At 46.0% G+C, this 24,361-nt stretch carries 21 protein-coding genes and 1 pseudogene; 11 read left to right on the top strand and 11 right to left on the bottom strand.

Translation table 11 applies throughout. The features are described 5' to 3' along the window. Nucleotides 1–2: 2 nt before the first annotated feature. Nucleotides 3–1,931, bottom strand: coding sequence for a threonine--tRNA ligase (gene thrS, locus EAE30_RS00660; RefSeq protein WP_123014205.1), 1,929 nt, complete (start codon nucleotides 1,929–1,931; stop codon nucleotides 3–5). A gap of 335 nt (nucleotides 1,932–2,266) precedes the next feature. On the opposite strand from thrS, the gene EAE30_RS00655 reads away from it, so the two are divergent. Then, nucleotides 2,267–3,067: a siderophore-interacting protein gene (locus tag EAE30_RS00655; RefSeq protein ID WP_123014204.1), complete on the top strand. Its 801-nt coding sequence runs from the start codon at nucleotides 2,267–2,269 to the stop codon at nucleotides 3,065–3,067. A 64-nt stretch (nucleotides 3,068–3,131) separates the two neighbouring features. Here the strand turns inward: EAE30_RS00655 and EAE30_RS00650 are convergent, their stop codons facing one another. Together EAE30_RS00650 and yjjG are read right to left on the bottom strand one after the other, a co-directional pair. Further along, nucleotides 3,132–3,827, bottom strand: a complete 696-nt coding sequence (locus EAE30_RS00650; RefSeq protein ID WP_123014203.1) for a UTRA domain-containing protein — start codon at nucleotides 3,825–3,827, stop codon at nucleotides 3,132–3,134. Nucleotides 3,828–3,889: 62 nt separating this feature from the next. Continuing rightward, nucleotides 3,890–4,566 (bottom strand): annotated as a pseudogene (gene yjjG, locus EAE30_RS00645) (pyrimidine 5'-nucleotidase). Between the two features lie 164 nt (nucleotides 4,567–4,730). Here yjjG and EAE30_RS00640 point away from each other — a divergent pair. From EAE30_RS00640 to yiaY, 3 genes are all read left to right on the top strand, one after another. Next, the gene (locus EAE30_RS00640) at nucleotides 4,731–5,669 is read left to right on the top strand and encodes a LysR family transcriptional regulator (RefSeq protein ID WP_123014202.1); all 939 of its coding nucleotides are present in this window, start codon (nucleotides 4,731–4,733) and stop codon (nucleotides 5,667–5,669) included. A 93-nt stretch (nucleotides 5,670–5,762) separates the two neighbouring features. Beyond that, on the top strand, nucleotides 5,763–6,413 hold the full coding sequence (gene elbB, locus EAE30_RS00635; protein ID WP_123014201.1) for an isoprenoid biosynthesis glyoxalase ElbB: 651 nt from the start codon (nucleotides 5,763–5,765) through the stop codon (nucleotides 6,411–6,413). A gap of 277 nt (nucleotides 6,414–6,690) precedes the next feature. After that, nucleotides 6,691–7,839, top strand: coding sequence for an L-threonine dehydrogenase (gene yiaY, locus EAE30_RS00630; protein WP_123014200.1), 1,149 nt, complete (start codon nucleotides 6,691–6,693; stop codon nucleotides 7,837–7,839). 126 nt (nucleotides 7,840–7,965) lie between these two features. On the opposite strand, the gene folE is transcribed toward yiaY, so the two are convergent. Next, on the bottom strand, nucleotides 7,966–8,619 hold the full coding sequence (gene folE / locus EAE30_RS00625; RefSeq protein ID WP_123014199.1) for a GTP cyclohydrolase I FolE: 654 nt from the start codon (nucleotides 8,617–8,619) through the stop codon (nucleotides 7,966–7,968). A gap of 162 nt (nucleotides 8,620–8,781) precedes the next feature. On the opposite strand from folE, the gene moeA reads away from it, so the two are divergent. The 4 genes from moeA (at nucleotide 8,782) to idi (ending at nucleotide 12,529) form a co-directional block, all read left to right on the top strand. Continuing rightward, on the top strand, nucleotides 8,782–10,020 hold the full coding sequence (gene moeA, locus EAE30_RS00620; protein ID WP_123014198.1) for a molybdopterin molybdotransferase MoeA: 1,239 nt from the start codon (nucleotides 8,782–8,784) through the stop codon (nucleotides 10,018–10,020). After that, nucleotides 10,017–10,811, top strand: coding sequence for a molybdopterin-synthase adenylyltransferase MoeB (moeB, locus tag EAE30_RS00615; RefSeq protein WP_123014197.1), 795 nt, complete (start codon nucleotides 10,017–10,019; stop codon nucleotides 10,809–10,811). The genes moeA and moeB overlap by 4 nt, the downstream gene beginning before the upstream one ends. A 59-nt stretch (nucleotides 10,812–10,870) precedes the next feature. Further along, nucleotides 10,871–11,707, top strand: a complete 837-nt coding sequence (locus EAE30_RS00610; RefSeq protein ID WP_123014196.1) for a sulfurtransferase — start codon at nucleotides 10,871–10,873, stop codon at nucleotides 11,705–11,707. A gap of 270 nt (nucleotides 11,708–11,977) precedes the next feature. Next, nucleotides 11,978–12,529 carry an isopentenyl-diphosphate Delta-isomerase gene (gene idi, locus EAE30_RS00605; protein ID WP_123014195.1) on the top strand — a complete coding sequence of 184 codons (552 nt, stop codon included), beginning with the start codon at nucleotides 11,978–11,980 and terminating at the stop codon, nucleotides 12,527–12,529. A gap of 45 nt (nucleotides 12,530–12,574) precedes the next feature. Here the strand turns inward: idi and EAE30_RS00600 are convergent, their stop codons facing one another. After that, the gene (locus tag EAE30_RS00600) at nucleotides 12,575–13,579 is read right to left on the bottom strand and encodes a sugar-binding transcriptional regulator (protein WP_123014194.1); all 1,005 of its coding nucleotides are present in this window, start codon (nucleotides 13,577–13,579) and stop codon (nucleotides 12,575–12,577) included. 457 nt (nucleotides 13,580–14,036) lie between these two features. Here EAE30_RS00600 and tal point away from each other — a divergent pair, with 457 nt between their 5' ends. The 3 genes from tal (at nucleotide 14,037) to EAE30_RS00585 (ending at nucleotide 18,432) form a co-directional block, all read left to right on the top strand. After that, entirely contained in the window at nucleotides 14,037–14,987 is a 951-nt protein-coding gene (tal, locus tag EAE30_RS00595; RefSeq protein ID WP_123014193.1) for a transaldolase, read from the top strand. A gap of 104 nt (nucleotides 14,988–15,091) precedes the next feature. Continuing rightward, nucleotides 15,092–17,083, top strand: coding sequence for a transketolase (tkt, locus tag EAE30_RS00590; protein ID WP_123014192.1), 1,992 nt, complete (start codon nucleotides 15,092–15,094; stop codon nucleotides 17,081–17,083). Between the two features lie 293 nt (nucleotides 17,084–17,376). Further along, on the top strand, nucleotides 17,377–18,432 hold the full coding sequence (locus tag EAE30_RS00585; RefSeq protein WP_123014191.1) for an OmpA family protein: 1,056 nt from the start codon (nucleotides 17,377–17,379) through the stop codon (nucleotides 18,430–18,432). Nucleotides 18,433–18,515: 83 nt separating this feature from the next. On the opposite strand, the gene EAE30_RS00580 is transcribed toward EAE30_RS00585, so the two are convergent. From EAE30_RS00580 to EAE30_RS00555, 6 genes are all read right to left on the bottom strand, one after another. Next, on the bottom strand, nucleotides 18,516–19,130 hold the full coding sequence (locus tag EAE30_RS00580) for an OmpA family protein (protein WP_164711756.1): 615 nt from the start codon (nucleotides 19,128–19,130) through the stop codon (nucleotides 18,516–18,518). Between the two features lie 173 nt (nucleotides 19,131–19,303). After that, a complete protein-coding gene (locus EAE30_RS00575) occupies nucleotides 19,304–19,927 on the bottom strand; it encodes a beta-phosphoglucomutase family hydrolase (protein ID WP_390258628.1) in 624 nt (207 codons plus the stop codon). A gap of 69 nt (nucleotides 19,928–19,996) precedes the next feature. Next, a complete protein-coding gene (locus tag EAE30_RS00570; RefSeq protein ID WP_123014188.1) occupies nucleotides 19,997–20,542 on the bottom strand; it encodes a GNAT family N-acetyltransferase in 546 nt (181 codons plus the stop codon). A gap of 205 nt (nucleotides 20,543–20,747) precedes the next feature. Then, entirely contained in the window at nucleotides 20,748–21,380 is a 633-nt protein-coding gene (locus EAE30_RS00565) for a response regulator (protein WP_164711755.1), read from the bottom strand. Then, on the bottom strand, nucleotides 21,377–23,095 hold the full coding sequence (gene narQ / locus EAE30_RS00560; protein ID WP_123014186.1) for a nitrate/nitrite two-component system sensor histidine kinase NarQ: 1,719 nt from the start codon (nucleotides 23,093–23,095) through the stop codon (nucleotides 21,377–21,379). The genes EAE30_RS00565 and narQ overlap by 4 nt, the downstream gene beginning before the upstream one ends. Before the next feature lie 235 nt (nucleotides 23,096–23,330). Further along, nucleotides 23,331–24,032 carry an SH3 domain-containing protein gene (locus EAE30_RS00555; protein WP_123014185.1) on the bottom strand — a complete coding sequence of 234 codons (702 nt, stop codon included), beginning with the start codon at nucleotides 24,030–24,032 and terminating at the stop codon, nucleotides 23,331–23,333. Nucleotides 24,033–24,361 lie beyond the last annotated feature (329 nt).

Raw genomic sequence — 24,361 nt, 5'->3', positions numbered from 1 at the left:
GTTTATTCCTCCAGATTAAGCTTACGGCTAGCAATCTCAGATTGGATATGTTCAATAAAGTCATCCAATTTAAATTTACCGAGATCCTTACCTTTACGAGTACGTACTGCTATTTCACCGGCTTCCATTTCTTGGTCACCACATACCAGCATGTACGGAACACGTTTTAAAGTGTGTTCACGGATTTTAAAGCCTATTTTTTCATTTCTCAAGTCTGCTTTCACACGAATTCCACATTTACGCAGTTTTTTCGCGACTTCTTGAGCGTAATCAGACTGTTTGTCCGTAATATTCAGCACAACGGCTTGTTCAGGCGACAACCATGTTGGGAAGAAGCCAGCGTATTCTTCGATCAAAATACCGATGAAACGCTCAAGTGAACCAAGGATTGCGCGGTGAATCATGACAGGAACCAAACGCTCGTTGTTCTCACCTACGAAAGTCGCACCTAAGCGGCCTGGTAAGTTGAAATCAAGCTGAACAGTACCACATTGCCATGCGCGATCTAAACAGTCATATAAAGTAAATTCAATTTTAGGTCCGTAGAATGCGCCTTCACCCTCTTGAATGTCAAATGGAATATCCATTGATTCAAGGGATTTGATCAGATCCGCTTCGGATTTGTCCCAAATTTCATCACTCCCCACACGTTGTTCTGGACGTGTAGACAGTTTTACTGCGATGTTATCAAAACCAAAGGTTTGATATGTATCGTAAACCATTTTAATGCATGATGTCACTTCTTGTTGAATTTGTTCTTCAGTACAGAAGATATGAGCATCATCTTGTGTAAAGCCACGAACACGCATAATGCCGTGCAGTGAGCCTGATGGTTCGTTACGGTGACATGAGCCAAACTCCGCCATACGTAACGGTAAATCACGGTACGACTTCAAGCCTTGGTTAAAGATTTGGACATGTCCAGGGCAGTTCATTGGTTTGATGGCGTATTCACGATTTTCTGACGATGTGGTAAACATCGCATCGGAATATTTGTCCCAGTGACCAGAACGCTCCCATAACACGCGGTCCATCATCAATGGGCCTTTCACTTCTTCGTAATCGTATTCTACCAATTTGCTACGAACAAATTGCTCAAGATCGCGGAAGATAGACCAACCATTATGATGCCAGAATACCATACCTGGTGCTTCTTGCTGCATATGGAATAAATCAAGCTGTTTGCCTAATTTACGATGGTCACGCTTCGCCGCTTCTTCAAGACGAGTTAAGTGTGCTTTCAGCGCTTTTTTATCATGAAAAGCGGTGCCGTAAATACGTTGCAGCATTTTGTTATCACTGTTACCGCGCCAGTAGGCACCCGCGACGTTTAACAGTTTGAAGTTCTGACAAAAGCCCATGTGCGGTACATGAGGACCACGACACATATCGACGTATTCAAGATGATGGTACAAGCCAGGGCGATCATCGCGTGCGACGTTCTCATCCAAGATTTCCATTTTATATGGTTCACCTCGAGACTCGAAGGTATCACGTGCTTCCTGCCAGCTCACTTTCTTTTTGACGACTTCATATTTGGTTTTTGCTAGCTCTTTCATGCGAGCTTCGACTTTTTCTAAATCGTCTTGAGATAAAGAATGCTCTAAGTCGATGTCGTAGTAAAAACCACTATCGATGGTCGGACCGATCGCCATTTTTGCATCTGGGAAAAGCTGCTTAAGCGCATGCCCCAATAAGTGGGCACATGAGTGACGAACGATTTCTAAACCATCGGTTTCATCTTTGGCTGTGATGATTTCAAGACTGGCATCGTGCTCAATCAAATCACACGCATCGACACGCTCACCATTCACACGGCCAGCGATCGTTGCTTTCGCAAGACCAGGACCAATAGATTGAGCAACATCGAGAGTAGAAACTGGGTTATCAAATTGACGCTGACTGCCGTCAGGAAGAGTAATTGTAGGCATTTTATATCCTTACAGTGGTGTTGCACACCAAGCAACACTTGTGGGTGAATGTTGTGTTATTCAGCAATGTAAACAAAACACATAAGACAATGTCAAACAAATTTAGGGACAAATACGGATGCCCCTGCTTAAGCCGACGCTATTATTCTAAAGCAATCCCCTGAAATGACAACCCATTTGTCATTGACGCCACCAGCAACGAGGCTTGCGGCGAGTTCTCTTATCCTGAAACACAGGCAGGCAAATACTAATGAAAATTGTTATCATTGAGTTTTTGACTGATCATCGCTATAATATCCGCCCTTTCCTATTATCAAATAAGCGAGCCCATTCTTATGTCAAAAACCCCTTCACGCCGTCCAAGCTTTGCGCTTACCGTTATTGCAACGGAACGTATTTCACCAAACTTTCAACGAATTCAACTACAAGGTGACAGCATTGCGCACTTTGATACAGATTGCATCGGTGACTACATCAAACTGCAGTTCACACCACAAGGCAGCACCGATTTAAGTACATTAGATGACTCGGTTCGCCCTGTCTTGAGAACGTACACCATTCGTGATTTTGATCCTCAATCGCATATCCTGACGTTGGATTTTGTTCGTCATGAGGTTAAAGACCCTTGCTGCGGGTTTGCAGCGCGCTGGGCATTAGAGTGCCAAGTCGGCGATAGCATCCAAATTGCCGGTCCCGGTAAAAGCCCAGGTATCAACAACTCTGGTGATTGGTTCTTTTTAGTGGCAGACATGACCGCCCTTCCCGCCTTGAGCGCACAATTAACCGCCCTTCCTGCCGATGCGCAAGGCTATGCCGTTATTGAAGTCGCGGATGCGAATGATGCCCAAACACTGACAGCCCCCGAAGGTATGGACATCATTTGGCATGTGGCTGGCCAAGGAACAGAGTTAGTGGATGCAGTAAAAGCTCTGACGTGGCGCGCGGGTCAATGCGCGGTTTGGTGCGCGTGTGAATTCGACGCAATGCGGGCGTTCCGCCAGTATTTCCGTCAGCAACATAATATTGACCGCGACTACATATACATCAGCAGTTACTGGAAAAATGGGGTCACTGAAGAGGGGCACAAAGTGATAAAACGCGAAGATAACGAAGTCCAAGCGTCTTCTTTCGCTTGAGCATGATATTGCCATGAATGAACGTGACAGGGCTCATGTGCCCCTCTCTGGTACTCAAACCGTATTATTGTGCCTCGCCGCACACGATAATCGCGTCATGGCGCCAATATTCAATGTCGGCTCGAACAAATGCCTGCTGTTCATCTCGATATTGACGCGTCACCACCAGCGCAGGTGTACCTACTGTGGCATGCAGGTGTTGAGCACGCTCACCAGAAAGCGCCCCAACGTTGACTTGATAGTCATGCACTTGATGAGTCACTGAAAACGTCTCACGCAATTGCTCTGTCAGCGATTGCTTGACCGAGACCGTCTTCCATCCCAATACCTTGGGATGATGCAGGTAACTCAGCACATAGGCGACGGGGCGACCTTCCAAACAACGAACGCGTTCAATGCATTGTACATCGGTGAACGGTGGTAACGTCGCCATGTGTGCAATGCTTTTATCCGCCATTTGCCGAGACACACGGACGAGCCGCACCTCGGTTTGTCGGTCCTGCTGCTGCGCTAGCTTGTGAAACGGCTGCTGACTGCCTACATAATAACGAAGAGCAGGGGGCGTAATGAACCATCCACGTCGGTCTTCACGATAAATGGCCCCTTCCGCTTCCAATAGACTCAACGCTTCACGTAATGTCACGCGCGTGGTGTTAAACGACTCAGCCAGTTGACGTTCTGACGGCAATTTTTGCCGTGGCGCTAAAAGCCCAGCAGCAATTTGCTCAATAATGATATTTTTTATCGCGACATATTGCACAAGCCAGCCTTATCTTGATGACAAATGGAAATAACAGTCTGAAATTATTACTTACATGCGGGTTATAAAGCAAATAAATGGCGATGTAATTGTTCAAGATGCGTCACGTGTAGCGTAGGAGTGATCCCTTCGGGCACTGGCTCCTGATTTTCATTTAACCAACACGTATCAAATCCGATCTGCATCCCGCCAAGAATGTCGGAGTGAGGGTTATCCCCCACCATCAACACGCGCTGTTTGTCTGGGTGGCCCATCGTTTTCAGCGCATACTCGAAAATACGAGGATCCGGCTTAGCACATCCAACCGCTTCAGAACATACAATGACATCGAAGTGATCATACAAGCCATTTTTTTCGAGTCGAGCCTGCTGTAAATCAACAAATCCATTGGTCACAATGCCGAGCTTAACATGGCCTCGTAATGCCTCCAGCAGTTCTTTCGCACCCGGCAAAGGCACACAGATGTCACTCATGGCTTTGAGAAAATCTTGTTGCAACAATTGTGGGGTTGAATGGATTCGTTTTGCTAAAGGAACAAACCGGCCATATTTGAGTTGGTCGACATCAATTTCACCGTTTTGATATTTCACCCATGCTGGTTTATTGATTTTTGGTATTCAGTAAAGTCGTCGGCGGTAAAAGTCATGCCTTTCGAGGCCAGCATGGTTTGCAGCCCACGAAAAGCATCAAAGCGGAATATCGTTTCATCGGCATCAAATAAAATCCAATCGTATTGCATGAGTTCTCCTTTGTTGGTCTCGCCTCAGTGTAATGGTTTTACTACTCGGAGGTAAGTCTTCTTCAATACACATATTGTTTCTTTAAGGTCAACAATGGTTGTTCCGACAACGCTTTTGTTGCTAAAATAACCAATGTAATGTCTCACATTGACGAGAGGATGGTATGTTTACGGATTTCTCCGCTATTCCGATTTTTATCGCTGTAGTTGAACTGGGTAGTTTCTCTCGAGCCGCAGAACGCTTGAATATCACTAAATCCGCGGTCAGTAAACGTATTACTCAACTTGAACAAGGATTGGGAGCGCGCTTGCTCAATCGTACCACGCGCCAAATCAGCCTCACCGAAGCGGGCGAGCGCTATTACTCTCATGTGTCCACTGCGCTCAATTGGGCCCAACAGGGTGTTGAAGCCGTGGCGGAGTTACAAGGTGAGCCAAGCGGTCATCTCAGAATGAGTGTGCCGATGTCATTCGGTGTTCGACACATTGCCCCCTACATCGCTGAATTTGTACAACGCTACCCCAATGTGCATATCGATATTCAATTTGACGATCAATTCGTCGACATTGTGGCACAAGGCCTCGACATGGCGATTCGGATTGGAAATATGGAAAGCTCCACCTTAGTGGCCAAACGGTTAACGCGCTGTCGCACCGTTTTGTGTGCCTCACACGATTACCTGCAACAGCATGGCAAACCTCAACATCCTGCACAGCTTCGCGACCATAACTGTCTACAATATTCCTATTTTCGAGGGGGGCAAAGCTGGATGTTTGTCCGCGGGAATGAGCAGGAATCGGTGATTCCCAATGGCAATATTCATGTGAACAATAGTGAAGCCATTCGACGCATGTTACTGTCTGGTTTAGGCATCGCGCAATTGCCGACCTTCATTGCTGGCGATTATATTCGTGCCAACACATTAACCACGGTCATGCCCGATTATCAATTGCCTGAAGCGGCGGTCTATGCCGTCTATCCCGAACGCAAATATTTGCCGCAAAAAGTTCGACTCTTTATCGACTACCTAAGTGAAAAATTTGATCCCAGCCAACCTTATTGGGATGACGCCGTATTTTCTTCTCCTCATTCCCCAGAATGATACATCGAGACTTTCCAAACTCACGATGGCCCTGCTAAGGTCGTTATTCACACGTTCTATAAGATAACGTTCTCAACAACAAGGAGTGACCTCATGAAAAAAGTGGCAGTAATTCTGGGCGGCTGCGGCGTTTACGATGGCAGCGAAATTCACGAAGCCGTGTTAACACTGCAAGCGATCGAACGCTACGGGGCAAGCTGGCATTGCTTTGCGCCCAATATTGAGCAAGCTGAGGTCATTAATCACCTCACCGGTGAGGTAATGCATGAAAAACGTAATGTCTTAGTCGAATCTGCACGCATTGCCCGAGGCCATATCAGTGATGTCGCTGAACTGTCAGCCCAAGAGTACGATGCCATTGCGTTACCCGGTGGCTTCGGTATGGCAAAAAACGTCACCAATTTCGCCGTCAAAGGGGCCGATTGCCAACTCAATGACGATGTGGCCGCCGCTTGCCAAGATTTTGCCGCCACCGGTAAACCAGCGGGTTATATTTGTATTTCCCCGCATATCATTCCGATGATCTATCAACATGGTGTGGAAGGCACCATTGGCAATGATGAAGACACTGCAGCGGGTTATACCGCATTGGGCGGCCAACACGTTGACTGTCCCGTGGAAGATTACGTGCTCGACCAGAAAAATAACGTTCTCTCGACACCCGCGTATATGCTGGCCAACAACGTTACTGAAGCGGCGACCGGTATTGATCGTTTGATCAAAAAGCTGGTGGAATTAGCGTAGTCACCCCGCTCACCCGCCGCTGTTCACGAACTAGCACAAGCGCCTCCATCGGCGCTTTTTCTTATTTTTGTCCATAATATCAACACACTATATGCTCAAAGCTGCATACGTTTTTGTGCGCTAAATTGATCATAATCAATTTGCGAGCTACATTATTTACGTGCTTCTGGGAAATTTGAGTTAGATCAATTATTGCCATTCTGGAGTCTGTCATAGTGCTTCACACAGGGGTTACCCCATCAATAAACTCTCGCTTATTTCTGTTTGGAGCTGCCTAATGACAAGTGCATTTTTTATTCCTACTGTTAACCTAATGGGTGCCGGATGTTTAACTGACGCGGCTGATGCCATTCAATCAAAAGGATTCAAAAAAGGATTGATTGTAAGTGACGCGGTACTTAATAAAATCGGTGTCGTACAAGAAGTCGCTGACTTGCTTTCCGCTCGCGATGTTGCCACTGTGGTTTATGATGGTACTCATCCAAACCCAACTGTGACTAACGTAAATGAAGGCTTGGCGATTTTAAAAGACAATCAATGTGACTTCGTCATTTCACTGGGTGGCGGTTCGCCACATGACTGTGCGAAAGGCATTGCTTTATTAGCCTCCAATGGTGGTAAAATTGGCGATTACGAAGGCATCGACCAATCTCCTAAACCTATGCTGCCATTAATTTCGATTAATACCACAGCAGGTACCGCTTCAGAAATGACGCGCTTTTGTATTATCACCGATGAAGAACGCCACATTAAAATGGCGATTGTTGATAAGCACACTACCCCTCTTATTTCCGTCAACGATCCGAAATTGATGCTAGCGAAGCCGGCTTCGCTGACTGCCGCAACCGGGATGGATGCACTGACTCATGCGATTGAAGCCTACGTTTCAACCGCAGCGACGCCCATTACTGATGCCGTCGCCATTAAAGCCATTGAAATGATTCAAGCCAACCTACGTGAAGCCGTGAAAAACGGTCAAAACTTAGAAGCTCGTGAAGCGATGGCTTATGCGCAGTTTATGGCAGGTATGGCCTTTAATAATGCGTCATTAGGGTATGTTCACGCGATGGCGCACCAACTGGGCGGTTTTTATAACCTACCACACGGTGTATGTAATGCTGTATTGCTGCCACACGTACAACGCTATAACGCGTCAGTATCTGCTGAGCGTCTGCGCGATGTCGCGAAAGCCATGGGCGTGGATGTGGAAAACTTAACCGCAGAGCAAGGTGCGGATGCCGCAATCAATGCCATTGTCGAGTTATCAAAAGAAATTGGTATTCCGGCGGGTCTTGAAGAGCTCGGTGCGAAAGTGGAAGATGTACCAACATTGGCCACCAATGCCCTAAAAGATGCGTGCGCCGTGACCAATCCTCGTCAAGGTTCTCATGAAGAGGTGTGCGCTATTTTCCAATCCGCCTTCTAATTACTGCAGGCCGTAGTGTCTCAAGTAATGAGCATGATGCATAAAAAAACGCCAGTATTGCACTGGCGTTTTTTTTTTGGATTGGATTCACAGTCGACGTCTGCCTCATGACACATCATGCAGCAATTAACGCAATCCACTTAAAAATTCAGCGCGTGTTGAGGCATTCGATTTAAAAATGCCACCCAGAGCCGTTGTCGTGGTTTCGCTGGTCGCATCCATCACACCACGCGACTTCACGCAATAGTGGGTCGCATCAATGGTGACGGCAACATCGTCTGAATCAAGCAATGTTTGTAGTGCCACTAAAATCTGTTGCGTCATGCGCTCCTGTACTTGAGGACGCTGCGCAAAAAAACGGACAATACGGTTAATTTTGGAGAGCCCGATAATCTTACCGCGGGGAATATAAGCCACTGCGGCTTTCCCATCAATCGTCACTAAATGATGTTCACAGGTGCTGGTGACGGTGATATCTTTCACGCGTACCATTTCACTGACGTTCATTTTATTTTCAATGACCGTGATTTTCGGAAAGTTTTGGTAGTCTAATCCTGAAAAAATCTCGTCAACATACATTTTTGCAATGCGATGTGGTGTTTCTTCAAGACTATCATCAGTCAAATCGAGTCCAAGAATATTGAGAATTTCATGCATGTGATGCTCAATTTTCTCTTTCTTTTCAGCGCGCCCCATCTCATTGGGTTGCATTGGCGTTTCCAGTCCACGACTTTCCAACGCTGCGATTACTTTTTTTGCTGAGTCGCTCAGACCAGACATTGCACTACCTCTTACGTTGCCCTTAGCAGATGGCGACCAAGGATACGCGTATTTATGGATAATTACACCCCATTTTATCTCGGGTCATGATTATTTCTGTTTGTGCATTTGTGATAAACTGTTGAGCATTAATCAATGTCATCAATTGCAAGGATCAAACTCATGGGATGCTGCGATGTACCAGGCTTAATGCCCCTTGAAGACGCACAACAAAAACTCCTCGCTGGTATTCAACCAGTGACCGATACATTGACCTTACCGATTGCCGATGCGGTCGGCTATGTCCTCGCTGAAGACATTCGCTCACCACTCAATGTCCCGCCATTTGATAATTCGGCGATGGACGGCTATGCCGTGCGTCGCGACGAAGTGATGGCCAATCAGCCGTTACCGATTGCGGGCCGTTCAATGGCCGGGTCACCGTTTGATGAACCCTGGCCAAGCAACACCTGCGTGCGCATTATGACCGGCGCGCAAATCCCCAGTGGCTGCGATGCGGTTATCATGCAAGAAAATGCCACTGTCAGCGATGCGGGCGTTACATTCAATGAAACGGAGTTAAAAGCCAACCAGAACATTCGTCCGATTGGCGATGACATTCGTCAGGGCGATTTAGCTCTTGCGAAAGGCACACGCTTAACCGCTCGTGATATCCCGATGATAGCGACCTTAGGTATGGCGACAGTCATGGTGCTTAGAAAGCCAATCGTGGCGTTTTTCTCAACGGGTGATGAACTGCAACCACTGGGTAATGAACTGGCGGCAGGACAAATCTACGACAGCAACCGTTATGGAATCAAAGCGTTGATTGAGCAGTTTGGTTGCGAGCCACTCGATTTAGGGATCATTCCCGATAACCCTAAGCAATTGACCGCGACCTTTATGCATGCACAGCAAGCCGCCGATGTGGTGCTAACATCCGGTGGTGTGAGTGTCGGTGAAGCCGACTACACCAAAGACATTCTCGGCCAATTAGGTGAAATTAATTTCTGGAAACTCGCGATTAAACCCGGTAAACCGTTCGCTTTTGGTACGTTACCCAACGCTTGGTTTTGCGGCTTGCCGGGCAACCCGGTTTCGGCCTTCATCACCTGCTATGTGCTGGTACAACCGCTCTTAGCAAAATTGGCAGGTCATACTCAATGGCAGCCCCCTATCACCATTCCAGCCATTACTCGCTCAGGATTTAAAAAGTCCCCCGGCCGCACTGATTATCAACGTGCTATCTACTACATCGAAAATGGGCAGTTTGTGGTCGAAAGTACCGGAAATCAAAGCTCCGGAGCATTTCGTTCCATGTCGCTTGCCAACTGTTTTGTGGTGCTGGAACGTGAACGCGGCCGTGTCGAAGCAGGAGAAACGGTCAATATCGAATTATTTAACGCCAGTATCAGCGCATGAGTGAATCACTAGACACACTGTCTGATGCCGAGATGCTGCGGTATAATAGACAGATTATTTTAAAGCACTTCGATTTTGACGGGCAAGAAGCGTTGAAAGACAGTCGCGTTCTGATCATTGGAGCCGGTGGATTAGGATGTGCGAGCAGCCAATATTTAGCCACCGCAGGCGTCGGTCAGATCACGCTGGTGGATTTTGATCGTGTCGAGCTTTCAAACCTGCAGCGTCAGGTATTACATCATGATGCTGACATCGGTCGCTATAAAGTGGACTCTGCCGTCGACTCACTCAAGCAGTTAAATCCATACTGTGAGGTTGAGGGGATTGCCCGTCAGCTTGATGATGATGCCCTCAATGACCTCATCGCACAGCACACCCTCGTGATTGATGCCACGGACAATATCACAACACGTAATCAACTCAATCAGCTATGCTTTGCCCAGAAAGTCCCATTGATTTCTGGTGCTGCGATTCGTATGGAAGGTCATGTCAGTGTCTTTACTTATCAAGATGCCGATGACCCCTGCTATGCCTGTCTCAGTGCCCTATTTGGCGAGAACACACTGACTTGTGTTGAATCGGGCATCATGGCTCCTGTGGTCGGGATCATCGGGGCGGTGCAAGCGATGGAAGCCATCAAAGTCATTGCGACGGTCGGCCAGCCGTTATCCAGTCGGTTATTGATGCTAGATGCAATGTCAATGAGTTGGCGTACCATGGCATTGATGAAAAATCCCCAATGCCCGGTATGTGGATCAGCGACTCATCGCCAAGAGGTTTCTCAGGAATAAGAGACAAAACTCACCCTAGTCGCATCCCTCGGATGCGCAGTGCTAAATAAGGAGTATGTATGTCACCTTTAGTGTCTGTTGATTGGCTTAAAAGCCATCTAAATGATAATGATGTGGTGGTTCTAGATGCCAGCATGGCCTTTAAAATCCCCGTTGAGCCAGAAAAAGATACCGTTAATGTTATCGCTGGAGCACGCCGTTTTGATTACGATGAGCAGTTCTGCGACCCCGATAGTCCTTTACCGCATATGATGCCGTCAGAAGAACGTTTTACGCGGTTAGCGCAAGACCTTGGGCTCAATCACCATGACACCATCGTCGTTTATGATAATAGCGGAACCTTTGCTTCGCCGCGCGCTTGGTGGATGTTACGGGCGATGGGCCATCAACACGTGTATGTACTGGATGGCGGCTTAACAGAGTGGAAACAACACAACGGCGTGTTAACTCAGACATACACTCCCGCGCCTAGACGAGGCGATTTTCAAGCGAAGCTGGACACTCACGCATTCGTCGATGCGCAAACCGTATTCGATCGGATTGGTGACACCCACACCCAGTTGATCGATGCGCGTGGCCGTGAGCGCTTTTCTGGTTCCGTCAAGGAGCCACGCGAGGGGTTACGGAGTGGACATATTCCATCCGCGCAGTGTTTGCCTTTTACCGAACTCATGGATAATCATAGGCTCAAATCACGAGCCGAGTTAATGCCGATCATCGATACGCTGCTCACACGTGATAAGCACACGATTTTTAGCTGTGGTTCTGGAGTCACCGCGTGTATTGTCTTACTGGCCGCCTACCTCTGCGGTTACACCAATACGTCGGTGTATGATGGTTCATGGACCGAGTGGGGGCAACGCCATGATTTGCCGATTGAATGTGGTATCGCTTAAGTCGAAAACGCCGATGGCGTCGATAGTTAACTCTGCAGACGATGTCGGGCAACGCCCCTATGGTGCCGAGCATTCCGCCGTTGCTACCTGAATCGGAGCGTTGATTCGCCGCCAAAGAACGACTATCCTTACCCCGCTTTATGCCAGTCAAGAGACTGGCATTTTTAATTAGGATTTCATGCTTGACCTAGCTATTTTGTGTTGCGCTATTTTTCTATCTTCCAGTCATTTTCTACACGGCAGTGATCTGATTGGTGCAAGTGAGGCCTTATGACATCATCCACTGAACACGTTGTGTTGCTCAATAATGACTTTCAACCGATGGGGACTGCAGACAAAGCGACGATCCACAATGAAAACACGCCACTCCATCTGGCTTTTTCCTGCTATTTATGGAATACACGTGGGCAGGTGCTGGTCACCCGCCGTTCACTAGATAAAATCGCTTGGCCTGGCGTTTGGACAAATTCGTTTTGTGGACACCCCTTGCCAAATGAAGAGTTCAGCGACGCAGTTCAACGCCGCGCCCAATATGAGCTCGGCGCGACAGCCACTGACATTCAATGCATTTGTCCTGATTTCCAATACCTTGCCCGAGATGATAATGGTATTGTTGAGAATGAATTTTGCCCAGTATTTCAAGCCCGTTTAACCTCACCTCTGGCCCCCAGAGCCAGTGAAGTGGCCGATTATGCCTGGGTAGACTTTGATGATTTGCTTGTCAGTGTGCAAAACACCCCTTTTGCATTCAGCCCGTGGATGTGTGAGCAATTGGCCAATAGCGGATTAGTGACGCATATCAAGCAAGGTTTCCGCGCCTGAAACATTCATGAAGATACCGATATGTTGCTGGCGCTGGGTTTGGCGTTACTCTGGGTAGTTCACCTGCGCCGTTTGCATTTGCTCATCTAAGTTCAGTACGGTGAGCGCATTGCTCACACTTGTCGCGACCACATCCACCGCTCCAGTGCGTAACGCGCCGAGTAATGCCAACGGTTTGCTGTTTTCCGATGCAATCGCGATGACATCAGCGATTGGGCGAAACTCTTCAATACTCATTCCAATCACACGGTCGCTCATCCCCGTTTTCGCAATGCGCCCGCGAACGTCAAAAAAGTCATGACCGGCAAAATCGCCCACCACCCCTTGTTGCAAACGAGATTGCACCACCTCATTGGGTGTAAACCAACCTAAATCCACCATGTAACTGTTTTCACTCATATCGCCGATACCAACGAGCGCAACATCTGCCTTACGTGCCAAATCGAGGGTTTGTTTGACGGTACTATTTTGCATGAATACCATTTTCTGCTCATAATTCTCGGCATAAGCTGGCGCATAGAGTGTTTCAGAGGTTCCACCGTATTTTTTCGCCAACTGACGACAAATATGATCCGCATTAAACATGCTGCCTCGCGGATGTATCCCACCGATCCCACAAACGAAAGTACAATCTCGCGGGGTAATCACCCCAACATGATGGGCGACAGAAGAGACGTTTCTGCCCTGCCCAACCGTCACTACCATGCCATTTTTTAATGTTTGCGAAAGATAATTCGACACCAGACCCGCCACTTGGTGACGCTGCGCCTTTTCACTGGGTTGATCCAACGCAATCAGTGCACGTTTCAGCCCGAAGCGTTCAATCAAGCGTTGTTCAATTTTCGCGCTAAATACAGGATGATATTTCACCGTAATCTCGACAATGCCTTCGTCTCGAGCTTGCTTGAGTAAGCGACCGACCTTCGCCCGGGAAATCGAGAATTTTTTTGAAATTTCTTCTTGCGTTGCGCCATCTTGGTAGTAGGCAACGGCAATTTCTGTCAAGAGATCGCTGTCTTCGAGGGAGATCTCGGATTTATGGCTATTCATATTTTACTCTTAGACTAGGGATTAGACGGTGTTACGCTGGACAATTGTTATAAACTGTTACATAAAGTGCGTTCATAAACATTGTGAACATATGTTACATCATAATACATTTGTTCATACGATGTAACTTTAGATTCCACAATGTCAATGTTAACGCCAAGTAATGCCTTGCAGCCATTGGTTATCATAGCATCAGGTGATGATTCAATAGGTGATATGCATGGTAGTAATAGGCAAATTCGGATTGACTTTCAACCCAAATAAGATAAATATGGACATATCATTTACTCATCAATCGATCATATGTTCATAAGTAACACAGTTTGGTTGATTCAAACGGAACGAAGAGTGATGTGTATTTTCCGTCATGACTTCGTAATCTAAAAAGACCATGCTTTTTAGACGCCTGTTGCACTGCAAGGGTCGCCTAAACCAACGACGAATGAAGGACTATAGAATGAGCAATAAATTAGAGCAACTACGTAAAATGACTACTGTTGTCGCAGACACAGGTGAGATCGAAGCGATCAAAAAATACAAACCTGAAGATGCTACAACCAACCCATCTCTGATTCTTAAAGCCGCTCAAATCCCTGCCTATGCCCCACTGATTGAACAATCTATCGAAGCTGCAAAAAAACTCAGCAACGATACTGATGAACAAGTGGATAAAGCCTGTGACATGCTTGCTGTGAATATCGGTAAAGAAATCCTAAAAACCATTCCTGGTCGTATTTCTACTGAAGTTAACGCACGCCTTTCTTACAACACAGAAGCGAGTGTTGAGAAAGCACGTGAGCTGATTAAATTGTACAACGATGCGGGTATTTCAAATGACCGTATCTTGATTAAACTGGCGTCTACTTGGGAAGGCATCCGTGCAGCGGAAATTCTAGAGAAAGAAGGCATCAACTGTAACCTGACTCTCCTATTCTCATTTGCACAAGCACGTGCCTGTGCAGAAGCGGGCGCATACCTAATTTCTCCTTTCGTTGGTCGTATTATGGACTGGTACAAAGCGAAAGAAGGCCGTTCATTCGAAGCACAAGAAGATCCAGGCGTGCAATCTGTGACTAAGATTTACGAATACTACAAAGAACACGGTTACGATACGGTTGTGATGGGCGCAAGCTTCCGTAATATCGGTGAAATTTTGGAACTCGCAGGGTGTGATCGCCTCACTATTAGTCCTCAGTTACTTCAAGAACTTGAAGACTCGGAAGGCGAAGTCGTTGAAAAATTGGTAGACTCTAAAGGCACAAAAGCTACGCCAGAGAAAATGACACACTCTGAGTTCTTGTGGGAACACAACCAAGATCCAATGGCGGTTGAGAAACTGGCTGAAGGTATACGCAACTTTGCTGTTGACCAAGGCAAACTTGAAGCAATGATCAAAGAACAACTTTAACCATTGCTCATAACGAGTGGCTTTAGGTCACTCGTTTTTTCATTTTATTTCTCAGGAAGCCAATACAGGCTTCCACCTACAACCTTAAATCGAGACATCCAAATATGAATCGTAAATATTTAGCAAACGCTATTCGTGCACTGAGCATGGATGCGGTACAAAAAGCAAAATCTGGCCACCCTGGCGCTCCTATGGGTATGGCAGACATCGCGGAAGTGTTGTGGCGTGATCATATGAATCATAACCCAACCAACCCTAATTGGGCCGATCGTGACCGTTTTGTTCTGTCTAACGGACATGGGTCAATGCTGATCTACTCTCTACTTCATCTTACTGGCTATGAGTTAGGTATTGACGATCTGAAAAACTTCCGTCAATTACACTCAAAAACGCCAGGTCATCCAGAATATGGCTATGCACCAGGTATCGAAACGACAACCGGTCCTTTAGGCCAAGGTATCTCAAATGCGGTTGGTATGGCGATCGCTGAAAAGTCTCTTGCTGCGCAATTCAATAAAGAAGGTCATGCGATTGTTGACCACCACACGTACGCCTTCATGGGTGATGGCTGTATGATGGAAGGTATCTCACACGAAGCCTGCTCACTTGCAGGAACGCTAGGCTTAGGTAAACTGATCGCCTTTTGGGATGACAATGGCATCTCTATCGATGGTCATGTTGAAGGTTGGTTCAGCGATGACACAGCGAAACGCTTCGAATCCTACGGATGGCAAGTCATTCCAGCGGTTGATGGCCACGACTCTGATGCAATTAACCAAGCGATTGAAGAAGCGAAAGCGGATACCTCTCGTCCAACGTTGATCTGTTGTAAAACCATCATTGGTTTTGGTTCACCAAACAAATCTGGCTCTCACGACTGTCATGGCGCACCACTTGGTGATGACGAAATTGCCGCAACACGTGAATTCCTTGGTTGGGAGCACGCACCGTTTGAGATTCCTAGCGATGTATACGCGAAATGGGATGCGAAAGAAGCAGGTAAAGCCAAAGAATCGGCTTGGGATGAGAAATTTGCCGCCTACGCAAATGCTTACCCAGAACTGGCTGCAGAATTCAAACGCCGTATCGCGGGCGATCTTCCAGCAAACTGGGAATCATCCACTCAAGAAATCATTGAAAAGCTACAAGCGAATCCAGAGAAAATTGCATCTCGTAAAGCCTCTCAAAACGCGCTTGAAGCATTTGGTGCCCAGCTTCCAGAATTCATGGGTGGCTCAGCTGACTTAGCGCCATCTAACTTGACTATCTGGTCTGGTTCACAATCGCTCACCAAAGATGATGCGTCTGGCAACTACATTCACTACGGTGTGCGTGAGTTTGGTATGACAGCGATGATCAACGGTATCGCACTGCACGGTGGTTTTGTACCTTACGGTGCGACCTTCTTGATGTTTATGGAATATGCACGTAATGCGCTACGTATGGCGGCATTGATGAAAATCCAAAACATTCAAGTCTACACCCACGACTCTATCGGCTTAGGTGAAGATGGTCCAACACACCAACCTGTTGAACAAGTGGCCACATTACGTCTAGTGCCAAACTTGAGCACGTGGCGTCCATGTGACCAAGTAGAATCGGCCGTAGCTTGGAAATTAGCGATTGAACGTAAAGATGCGCCAACGGCACTGATTTTCTCTCGCCAAGGCTTAGCTCAACAAGATCGTAATGCCCAGCAATTGGCGAATATCGCCAAAGGTGGTTACATTCTTAAAGATTGTGAAGGCAAACCAGAGCTTATCTTGATCGCCACTGGTTCTGAAGTGGAACTGACTGTCAACGCCGCAGACGTTTTAGCGAAAGAAGGTAAAAAAGTACGTGTTGTCTCTATGCCTTCAACGGATACGTTCGACAAACAAGATGCTGCTTACCGCGAATCCGTGTTACCTGCTGATGTGACAGCTCGTGTCGCTGTTGAAGCAGGTATTGCTGACTACTGGTTTAAATATGTTGGCTTGAATGGCCGTGTGGTCGGTATGACAACATTTGGTGAATCTGCACCTGCAGAGCAACTGTTTGAAGAGTTCGGCTTTACCGTCGACAACGTGGTTGCCAAAGCGAAAGAAGTGCTATAATTCGTTGTAACACGTTGTAAGCTTATACCAAAGCCAGTCATGATGACTGGCTTTATTATCTTTATCATCGCCAATGCTCGCAAACTGCCCGCCTTTGTTAACTTACTGACATAACATCATAACTCTCTGACAATATTACATTAAATGATGTCTTACTGCTGACAGAGCTCTGATTTAGCCAGCCTAAGATGTTTAGGTCTCAAAGAACGAATAACCAGACAGCGTATCTTAGAAGTGCAAACATCATTTCTTTGTACGATGCCAATAATTAGACTCAAATAAAGGGTTTTATCATGAAAAAAAACATCGCTCTTACACTCATCGCAGGTATGGCAAGCAGTGGCCTCTTTGCACAAAATGTTTTTGCAGACAATCTCTATATGGGGGCTCGCGCTGGTCAATCATTTTCAAATGACGCGTGTTCAACCAATCACAATTGTAACGATGACGACCCAGCCGCCGGTCTTTTCCTAGGTTACGATGTTAACCAATACATGGGTGTCGAATTGGGCGCAGATTGGTTAGGTAAATACGACCTCAACTACATGGATAACGGAACACTGAGCCGCAGCGAACATAACTTATCTGCCATCACTTTAGCTCCTAAGTTTTCTTACCCTATGTCAGAGAAAGTTGATGTGTACGCCAAAGTAGGTGCCGCTTACATGCAGTACGGTGATGACTCCGATTATGTACCAACAGGCACCGTGGGTGCTGAGTATCATATTTCGAAGAAATGGGATGCTCGCCTAGCCTACCAACGCTATGAAGGCATGTCTGACCATGTGATGCATGACATGGATACGGATTTGGTCACGGTTGGACTAAGCTATAACTTTGGTCAAGATGATAACGCAGCGCCTATGCCAACGAAGGCAACGGAACCCGCTCCAGCGCTACAGCCAAAAGCAGAACCTGCGCCAAAACCACAGCCGAAACCAAAGTGGGTCATGAAACAACATAATGATGTCACCGATAAGAGCTTTTTTGAGTTAGACAGCGCAAAACTGACTGATTCAGGTAAAGAAGCCTTAGCACCACTTTTGGCGACACTGAAAGAATACCCTAAAGCGAATGCGAATATTGTTGGTTACACAGATACCACAGGTACGAAAGCGTATAACAAACAGCTTTCTAAGAAACGTGCACAATCTGTTGCAGACTACCTTGTTGAAAATGGCATTGATAAAAACAAATTGACGGTTGATGGCAAAGGCGAAGCAGATCCAATCGCGAGCAATGCGACTCGTCAAGGGCGTGAGCAAAACCGCCGCGTAGAAGTCACCATTCCAGAGTTTGAATATAAAGTAAAAACATTTAATGGTGAAGAAACCACAACTAAAGCTTAATCAGTTTTGGTAATCATAAAAAAGACAGAAGCTTAGCTTCTGTCTTTTTTTTTGGCTCTATCACAATGCCACATTCTCTATCGTTATGAACCATTGAGTATAAACAACAGTTCCGCCCGACGATTACAGGCTCTACCCGAGGGGGTTTTATTGGTACAGACGGGGAAGTATTCCCCGTAACCGCGCGTATAAATCGACGATCTTGCCACGCCATTTCGTTCTAATAAGCGTTGGATACGCTGAGCTCGGCGCTCAGATAAATTATCATTCAGCGCTTCAGTGCCGGTAATATCGGTATGCCCATTGATGACAACCGTGATTGACGGAAAACGGGACAGAAAGACACTCAAGCGAGCAATCCACGGATAGGATCCCATTTCAACCATTGCCGAGTTTAAACGAAAATAGATGGTGTCATTGACTTGCACCATCATCGACGACCCCGGTAAAACATCGTAGGCAATATCATTAGCACGCAAAAAGCCTATCAGTCGGTCGTAGTCAGAGTGGTAAGACAGTGCGACATCAGGTACCTTTTCCGGTTTTTCTGGTTGCCCCCAGTCAGGATTACGGACCGAGCTATTTGTCTGCGGGGCTTGATCCAACTTATCGTTGCGTATCAATTTGCCAAGTCCATCCAATGAACTAACACTACACCCACTCAATAATATCGATAGTATCAAGGCACCATACTTCATGTGATCGCTCATCAATGATTGAATTCTAAAAAGGTTATCGACTGATAAATCATAAACTTTATGTAAATAATCATAGCATTGATTACCCAATGTGGGATGTGCTCAGTCAGGTTGACCGCCATTTTGAGCCCCACTGCGGCGCCCTAGAATGCTCCCACATTGTTGAGGCCGTATCACTCCACGATGTGGGGTTCGGTTTTCGGGACGCGGTGCAGCACTAACCCCTCATCGGTCACCAGTATACAATCCATTCCACCAGCATGAGCGGCTTGCATTCCTAGCAGCGTATCTTCAAACACCACGCACTCTTCAGGTGATAAGTTCAGCTGAGCCGCCGCCGTTAAAAGGGTTTCAGGATGAGGTTTATGCTTGACCACATCCGTCGCAGTGACAAGTGCATCAAGCTTATCGAGTAACCCAGTACGATCCAATATGGCCAAAGCTAAAGTACGTTGACTGCCGGTCCCCACCGCTATCGGTTTACGTCCATAATTGGCCTCTAGTAGCTCATTGGTTGCACTGATGATTCTTGCCTGACTTTCTAATGTGGCAAAGTGATCCATTTTACATTGAGACACGGCTTTGGGATCTAAGTGTAAGTCGTAACGCTGATTAATCACATCAACAATCTTAATACTCGGCATTCCCCCCATACTGTTTAACCATGGGCCATCGTATGGGAAATCAAAGGTTCTCGCGGCATGCTCCCATGCGGCTAAATGAGCCGGCATAGTATCAACCAGCGTGCCATCCATATCAAAAATCAACCCAGCGTAGTCTTCTAAGTTTATTGTCATGTACCTGTTCATCCTTCTTATGAGCCTACCGCATCATTCCATGAAGTATGAGGCAATGCAATTCGCTCTTTATGCAGACATTGGCTCATCGATGGCTTTAGCAAGCTCGTCAGGAGACTCCCAAGTGTACACCCATTCATGGATGATGTTCCCGCAAGGTGAACGCCAATCTCGATCGAAATGGTGACTGCCACCAATATGGTCATAGAAATCCACGGCCTGATGATTTTTTTCCATCACTTCAAGATACACTCCTGACATCGGAAAAAACTGCTTAACCCAAGGTAACGAGTTCTGAATCAATAGCTTGCCCAAGCCTTGTCCGCGATGTGTCGGTGTAATATGAAGAGATTCGATAATCGTCCCTTTTTCAAAGTCATGATTACCAAATAAGCAGATAAAACCAAGCAATTCATGATCGTCCTCAACCAATAAGACATGTTGATTGAAGGGGGGATTAGTGAGGCGAGTCTGCCATATTAGCTGACGGTCTTCATCGACCTCCTGCTCTAGATACTCTTGTCCTAAGATATCGCGATAATATGTTTTCCAGCTCGTCGCATGCAGATGAGCAATGCGCTCGTAGTCTTGATATTGCGCTGTTCTAATGTCCATAGGTACGTCCTAATTACTTCCTGTAATTCATACACCTATTTATCTTATGCAAAACCACCCAAAACTCAAATCTCCACAAGCAATACGGCAGCAATACTGGTCAAAACACCGTTATGCTAGGCAAAGTCAGTTTACGTCAGAATAATATGCTGCTTATTACGATGCTTCCCCCTCGTAATTAAGCAGCACATTGGAGAGCTGCCAGTTACTTACGTTCACCATAGCGCTCTAAATAGAGGATCGTCGCGGCCGTTCTTGAAGGAACTTGGAGTTTTTTCAGCAAGCTTTTCATATGAACCTTGACCGTTGACTCAGAAATAAATAAGCGGTCTGCGATCTGTTTATTACGAAACCCTTTTGCTACTTCGCGTAATATTTGCCCTTCGCGCTCAGTCAACGATTCAAACACATCCGCTTGTTCACGACGGTTACTCAGATACTTCAAAACCACATCACTATAGGATTTATTACCATCCGCTGCATTTTTGAGTAGCTCGACCAGTTGCTCAGGCTCAGTATCTTTAAGCAAATAGCCATCCGCTCCAGCCCTGACCATCGCTTCAATATCTGCCACGTTATCCGATACAGTCAACACAACCACAATGGCACTGCAACCATCAGCCCGTAGAGCTTTCAAGGTATCAAGCCCTGAGAGCCCTTTCATATTCAAATCCAACAGGATCATATCCGGCTCATTAGATTGAGCCAAAGCAATGGCTTCGTCACCACTACTTGCTTCTTCGATAACGTCAAATTCAGGCTCAATGCTTAACAATTGCTGAATTCCCCGACGCATCAATGGATGATCATCCACCAGCATTATTTTGCATTTATTCAAGATAAGTCTCCTTTCTTATTGGCAGGATACGTAATAGACACTTTACATCCTTGATTAGGTTCAGAATCAATATGCAGCTCGCCCCCTAATCGTTGTGCACGCTCGTACATAATATTCATACCATAATGATTGACTTTTGATGGTGGCTCACTAAATCCAATACCATCATCTTCAATGAAGACAGTAATCATTCCATTCTCTTCACCACAATGTATCGCGATAGTCTTCGCCTGTGCATGCTTGATCGCATTGATTGTGACTTCTCGAATCAGTTGCACTAAATGGACCTGTTGCTGTGCACTGAGTTCAAATGACACCAGTAAATTATTGAGTGTAATTTCAGCACTGGTTCTTTCTCTGAGTTGGTTGACAACTTCACTCAGTGCCTGACCGAAGTTACTCTCTTTCAGAGTCAGACGAAACGTGGTGAGTAACTCTCTTAACTGCTTATAAGCATTGGATAAACCCGTATCGATCTCGGCAATCACTGGCGCTGCATTGGTCTGCATGGTATCAAGGTCCGTTGCTGACATTGAGCGCTTTAATAACGACACTTGTATTTTTAAATACGACAACGATTGTGCGAGCGAGTCGTGCAATTCACGCGCGATGGTCGCGCGCTCTTCCAATAGCAAGATCTGCTCCGATTGTTTTTGAGATTTTGCGTAATGAATCGCTTGCTCAAAGATATGCAGAAAGTTCTTAATCAACATCTTATCGGGACACGGCAGTCCTTCTTTCCAACGTAAGTAGCCTAATAACACCCCATCAACACTCAGCTCACGATGCAGCGAATAATCGGCGAACCGTTCCCCCCCATGCAAGGCCAACCCTTGGCCCCCCGCATCAATAATCTGCAACTCGGCACTGCTTACCCCTTCTACAGAGCAAAAATAATCCAAGATAACTTGAAAGTTTTCAACCGTTAACCGTGACGATGAGAGCTCTTGAGAAGAATGATACAACACTTGCAACGATTGATTGGCCATCCGCAAATGGCGGGTTTTTTCGTCTACCGCAATTTCCAGACCTTGATAAAGTTGGCCTAATTCATGGGCCATACCATTGAAGGTCACCATCAACTCACCCAACTCATTTTGAAAACGCGGGGTGAGACCCACATCGAATTTGCCTTCTTTGATTTTTTGACTCGCCTGAGCTAACTGTCTTAAAGGCTTAACAATTTCATTGCGTGTGTAACGCACCACAATTAAACATACCAAGATAACGCCACTTAAACACAAAGCCGCCACCCAGGCTAATGTCGTCAGTTTCTGCTCGTTGTAATGCTGTAATTTATACTCAAATTGTTCTATGTAACGAATATAAGGATCGACCTGCTCAGTCAAAGACACATTATGCTGTCGAATCAGTGTGTTTTTAATCGCCTTCCAGTCCAAAACGAGCTGACGGTAGTAGGCGCGAATATTGTCTGGAATCCACCATTTATCTAAGCGCCGCATTGTTTTGCCATATAACGTATGTTCAAAGTCCTCAATATGCTGCAAGGTATGAACATCGTTGGTTTTTACATCAATGGTAATACGATAGATTTGCGTACGTAATGAACTAGAGGCATTAATCATTTCTGCATCATTGAGAGATGATGCTAAGGTAAAAATAGAATAGCCAATAATAATCAAACTAAAGATGATGATTAAGGACATCCATTTTACAATAAAGCGGGTTACGGTGTGCTCCATCGGACGTAACAAATACCTCTCCTTAACTTTCTACTGAACAAGCCTAATACGCAGCATGACGGTCTACCTAACACTTTAGAATAGTATGATATAGATAGGCAATAATGGGTGGGTATAACAGAAATTAACACTGAAAAAAAAGGTTTTGTGATACAACACCAGTTATAGTCGCCAAATCTGCAACAAGCGGTCTGCCACACAGCCCATGATATTCGATCATGTCCATGCGGCGACTTTACCTAAACACTCACAATGACGGCTCTTTCGAGCGAAAAGTTTGACCATTGGAGGCATCTAAATAAATTTTATTGACGCGCCCTAACCCACCGCAGTACACAAAATAAATGTCTTTCCCTTCATAATATACAGACTTCACCCATCCACCTGTTTCTTCAAAGTCTTCTGGTTTACATTGCTTAGACGTCAGCAATGTATTGGTCACTTTAAAGAACATATCTTCATATTTTCCCAAATCATCTGAGCTATGGATATAATCGAGCACCGTTTTCTTGCGTTCTTTGGGAGTAATCACTGGTTTTTCCACGACCAGTCCCTGTAGCGGAATCCATTTTGCTTTAGGATCCTCTCCTTGCTTGTATACAAAGTACTCGGTTATCCGTCCCCATCCCGCACTTTTCTCTAATAAACTGACCTTATCGCCACGATATAATTGCCCCTCGATAAACGCCTGCTCATCGGGCTGACTGCGGATCGGTAGCGTTTTTGACGACACATAATAGTCCATCACTGGTTTAGAGGGCGGTGCCGTCGTCGCCGTCGTTTGCTCAACACGCGCCTTTGTCGGAGTAGCTGGCGGTGGCGTTTTCCCCAACAAAGCATTCAAACCAAGAACATCCCCATGGCTTGGTGCATAATAGAATAAGTAATAGCCAGCGCCCGCTGCTGTGATGCCCAAAAGCAGTAATACCAGCATGAGTAACTTTTTCATCCGGATTGATGCTCCAAACCCAAAAAACAGATGGTGAATACCATGAGTATTAGCAAGAATGCTGCCACTGTCTAAAAATAACGCTCAATATCACTCACACCTGCATAACTTTGTGAGAATAATCTCACTCTCCTTTCATGACGTCTTCTATCAACTATACTCAACAGGAAAAGGTATTTACATTGTAAATGCGATTGGTCTTAAGATTGGCTTATTTGGACTTGATCACAGAAGCACATTGAACGTTTCATCGTAAACTTCGATTGAATTTCTAATTTTGATAAAGCAATAACTTTTCTGAAAAACTCATCGTTTTGATTAGCATCATT

The organism is Vibrio zhugei, from assembly GCF_003716875.1.
Classification (GTDB): Bacteria; Pseudomonadota; Gammaproteobacteria; order Enterobacterales; family Vibrionaceae; genus Vibrio; species Vibrio zhugei.
This window is presented reverse-complemented; position numbering and strand designations above follow the sequence as displayed.

What these genes read in the sequence shown, in the direction of transcription:
- thrS (WP_123014205.1), bottom strand. Translation starts at nt 1,931, where the DNA reads ATGCCTACAATTACTCTTCCTGACGGCAGTCAGCGTCAATTTGATAAC.
- EAE30_RS00655 (WP_123014204.1), top strand. Translation starts at nt 2,267, where the DNA reads ATGTCAAAAACCCCTTCACGCCGTCCAAGCTTTGCGCTTACCGTTATT.
- EAE30_RS00640 (WP_123014202.1), top strand. Translation starts at nt 4,731, where the DNA reads ATGTTTACGGATTTCTCCGCTATTCCGATTTTTATCGCTGTAGTTGAA.
- elbB (WP_123014201.1), top strand. Translation starts at nt 5,763, where the DNA reads ATGAAAAAAGTGGCAGTAATTCTGGGCGGCTGCGGCGTTTACGATGGC.
- yiaY (WP_123014200.1), top strand. Translation starts at nt 6,691, where the DNA reads ATGACAAGTGCATTTTTTATTCCTACTGTTAACCTAATGGGTGCCGGA.
- folE (WP_123014199.1), bottom strand. Translation starts at nt 8,619, where the DNA reads ATGTCTGGTCTGAGCGACTCAGCAAAAAAAGTAATCGCAGCGTTGGAA.
- moeA (WP_123014198.1), top strand. Translation starts at nt 8,782, where the DNA reads ATGGGATGCTGCGATGTACCAGGCTTAATGCCCCTTGAAGACGCACAA.
- moeB (WP_123014197.1), top strand. Translation starts at nt 10,017, where the DNA reads ATGAGTGAATCACTAGACACACTGTCTGATGCCGAGATGCTGCGGTAT.
- EAE30_RS00610 (WP_123014196.1), top strand. Translation starts at nt 10,871, where the DNA reads ATGTCACCTTTAGTGTCTGTTGATTGGCTTAAAAGCCATCTAAATGAT.
- idi (WP_123014195.1), top strand. Translation starts at nt 11,978, where the DNA reads ATGACATCATCCACTGAACACGTTGTGTTGCTCAATAATGACTTTCAA.
- EAE30_RS00600 (WP_123014194.1), bottom strand. Translation starts at nt 13,579, where the DNA reads ATGAATAGCCATAAATCCGAGATCTCCCTCGAAGACAGCGATCTCTTG.
- tal (WP_123014193.1), top strand. Translation starts at nt 14,037, where the DNA reads ATGAGCAATAAATTAGAGCAACTACGTAAAATGACTACTGTTGTCGCA.
- tkt (WP_123014192.1), top strand. Translation starts at nt 15,092, where the DNA reads ATGAATCGTAAATATTTAGCAAACGCTATTCGTGCACTGAGCATGGAT.
- EAE30_RS00585 (WP_123014191.1), top strand. Translation starts at nt 17,377, where the DNA reads ATGAAAAAAAACATCGCTCTTACACTCATCGCAGGTATGGCAAGCAGT.
- EAE30_RS00580 (WP_164711756.1), bottom strand. Translation starts at nt 19,130, where the DNA reads ATGAAGTATGGTGCCTTGATACTATCGATATTATTGAGTGGGTGTAGT.
- EAE30_RS00575 (WP_390258628.1), bottom strand. Translation starts at nt 19,927, where the DNA reads ATGACAATAAACTTAGAAGACTACGCTGGGTTGATTTTTGATATGGAT.
- EAE30_RS00570 (WP_123014188.1), bottom strand. Translation starts at nt 20,542, where the DNA reads ATGGACATTAGAACAGCGCAATATCAAGACTACGAGCGCATTGCTCAT.
- EAE30_RS00555 (WP_123014185.1), bottom strand. Translation starts at nt 24,032, where the DNA reads ATGAAAAAGTTACTCATGCTGGTATTACTGCTTTTGGGCATCACAGCA.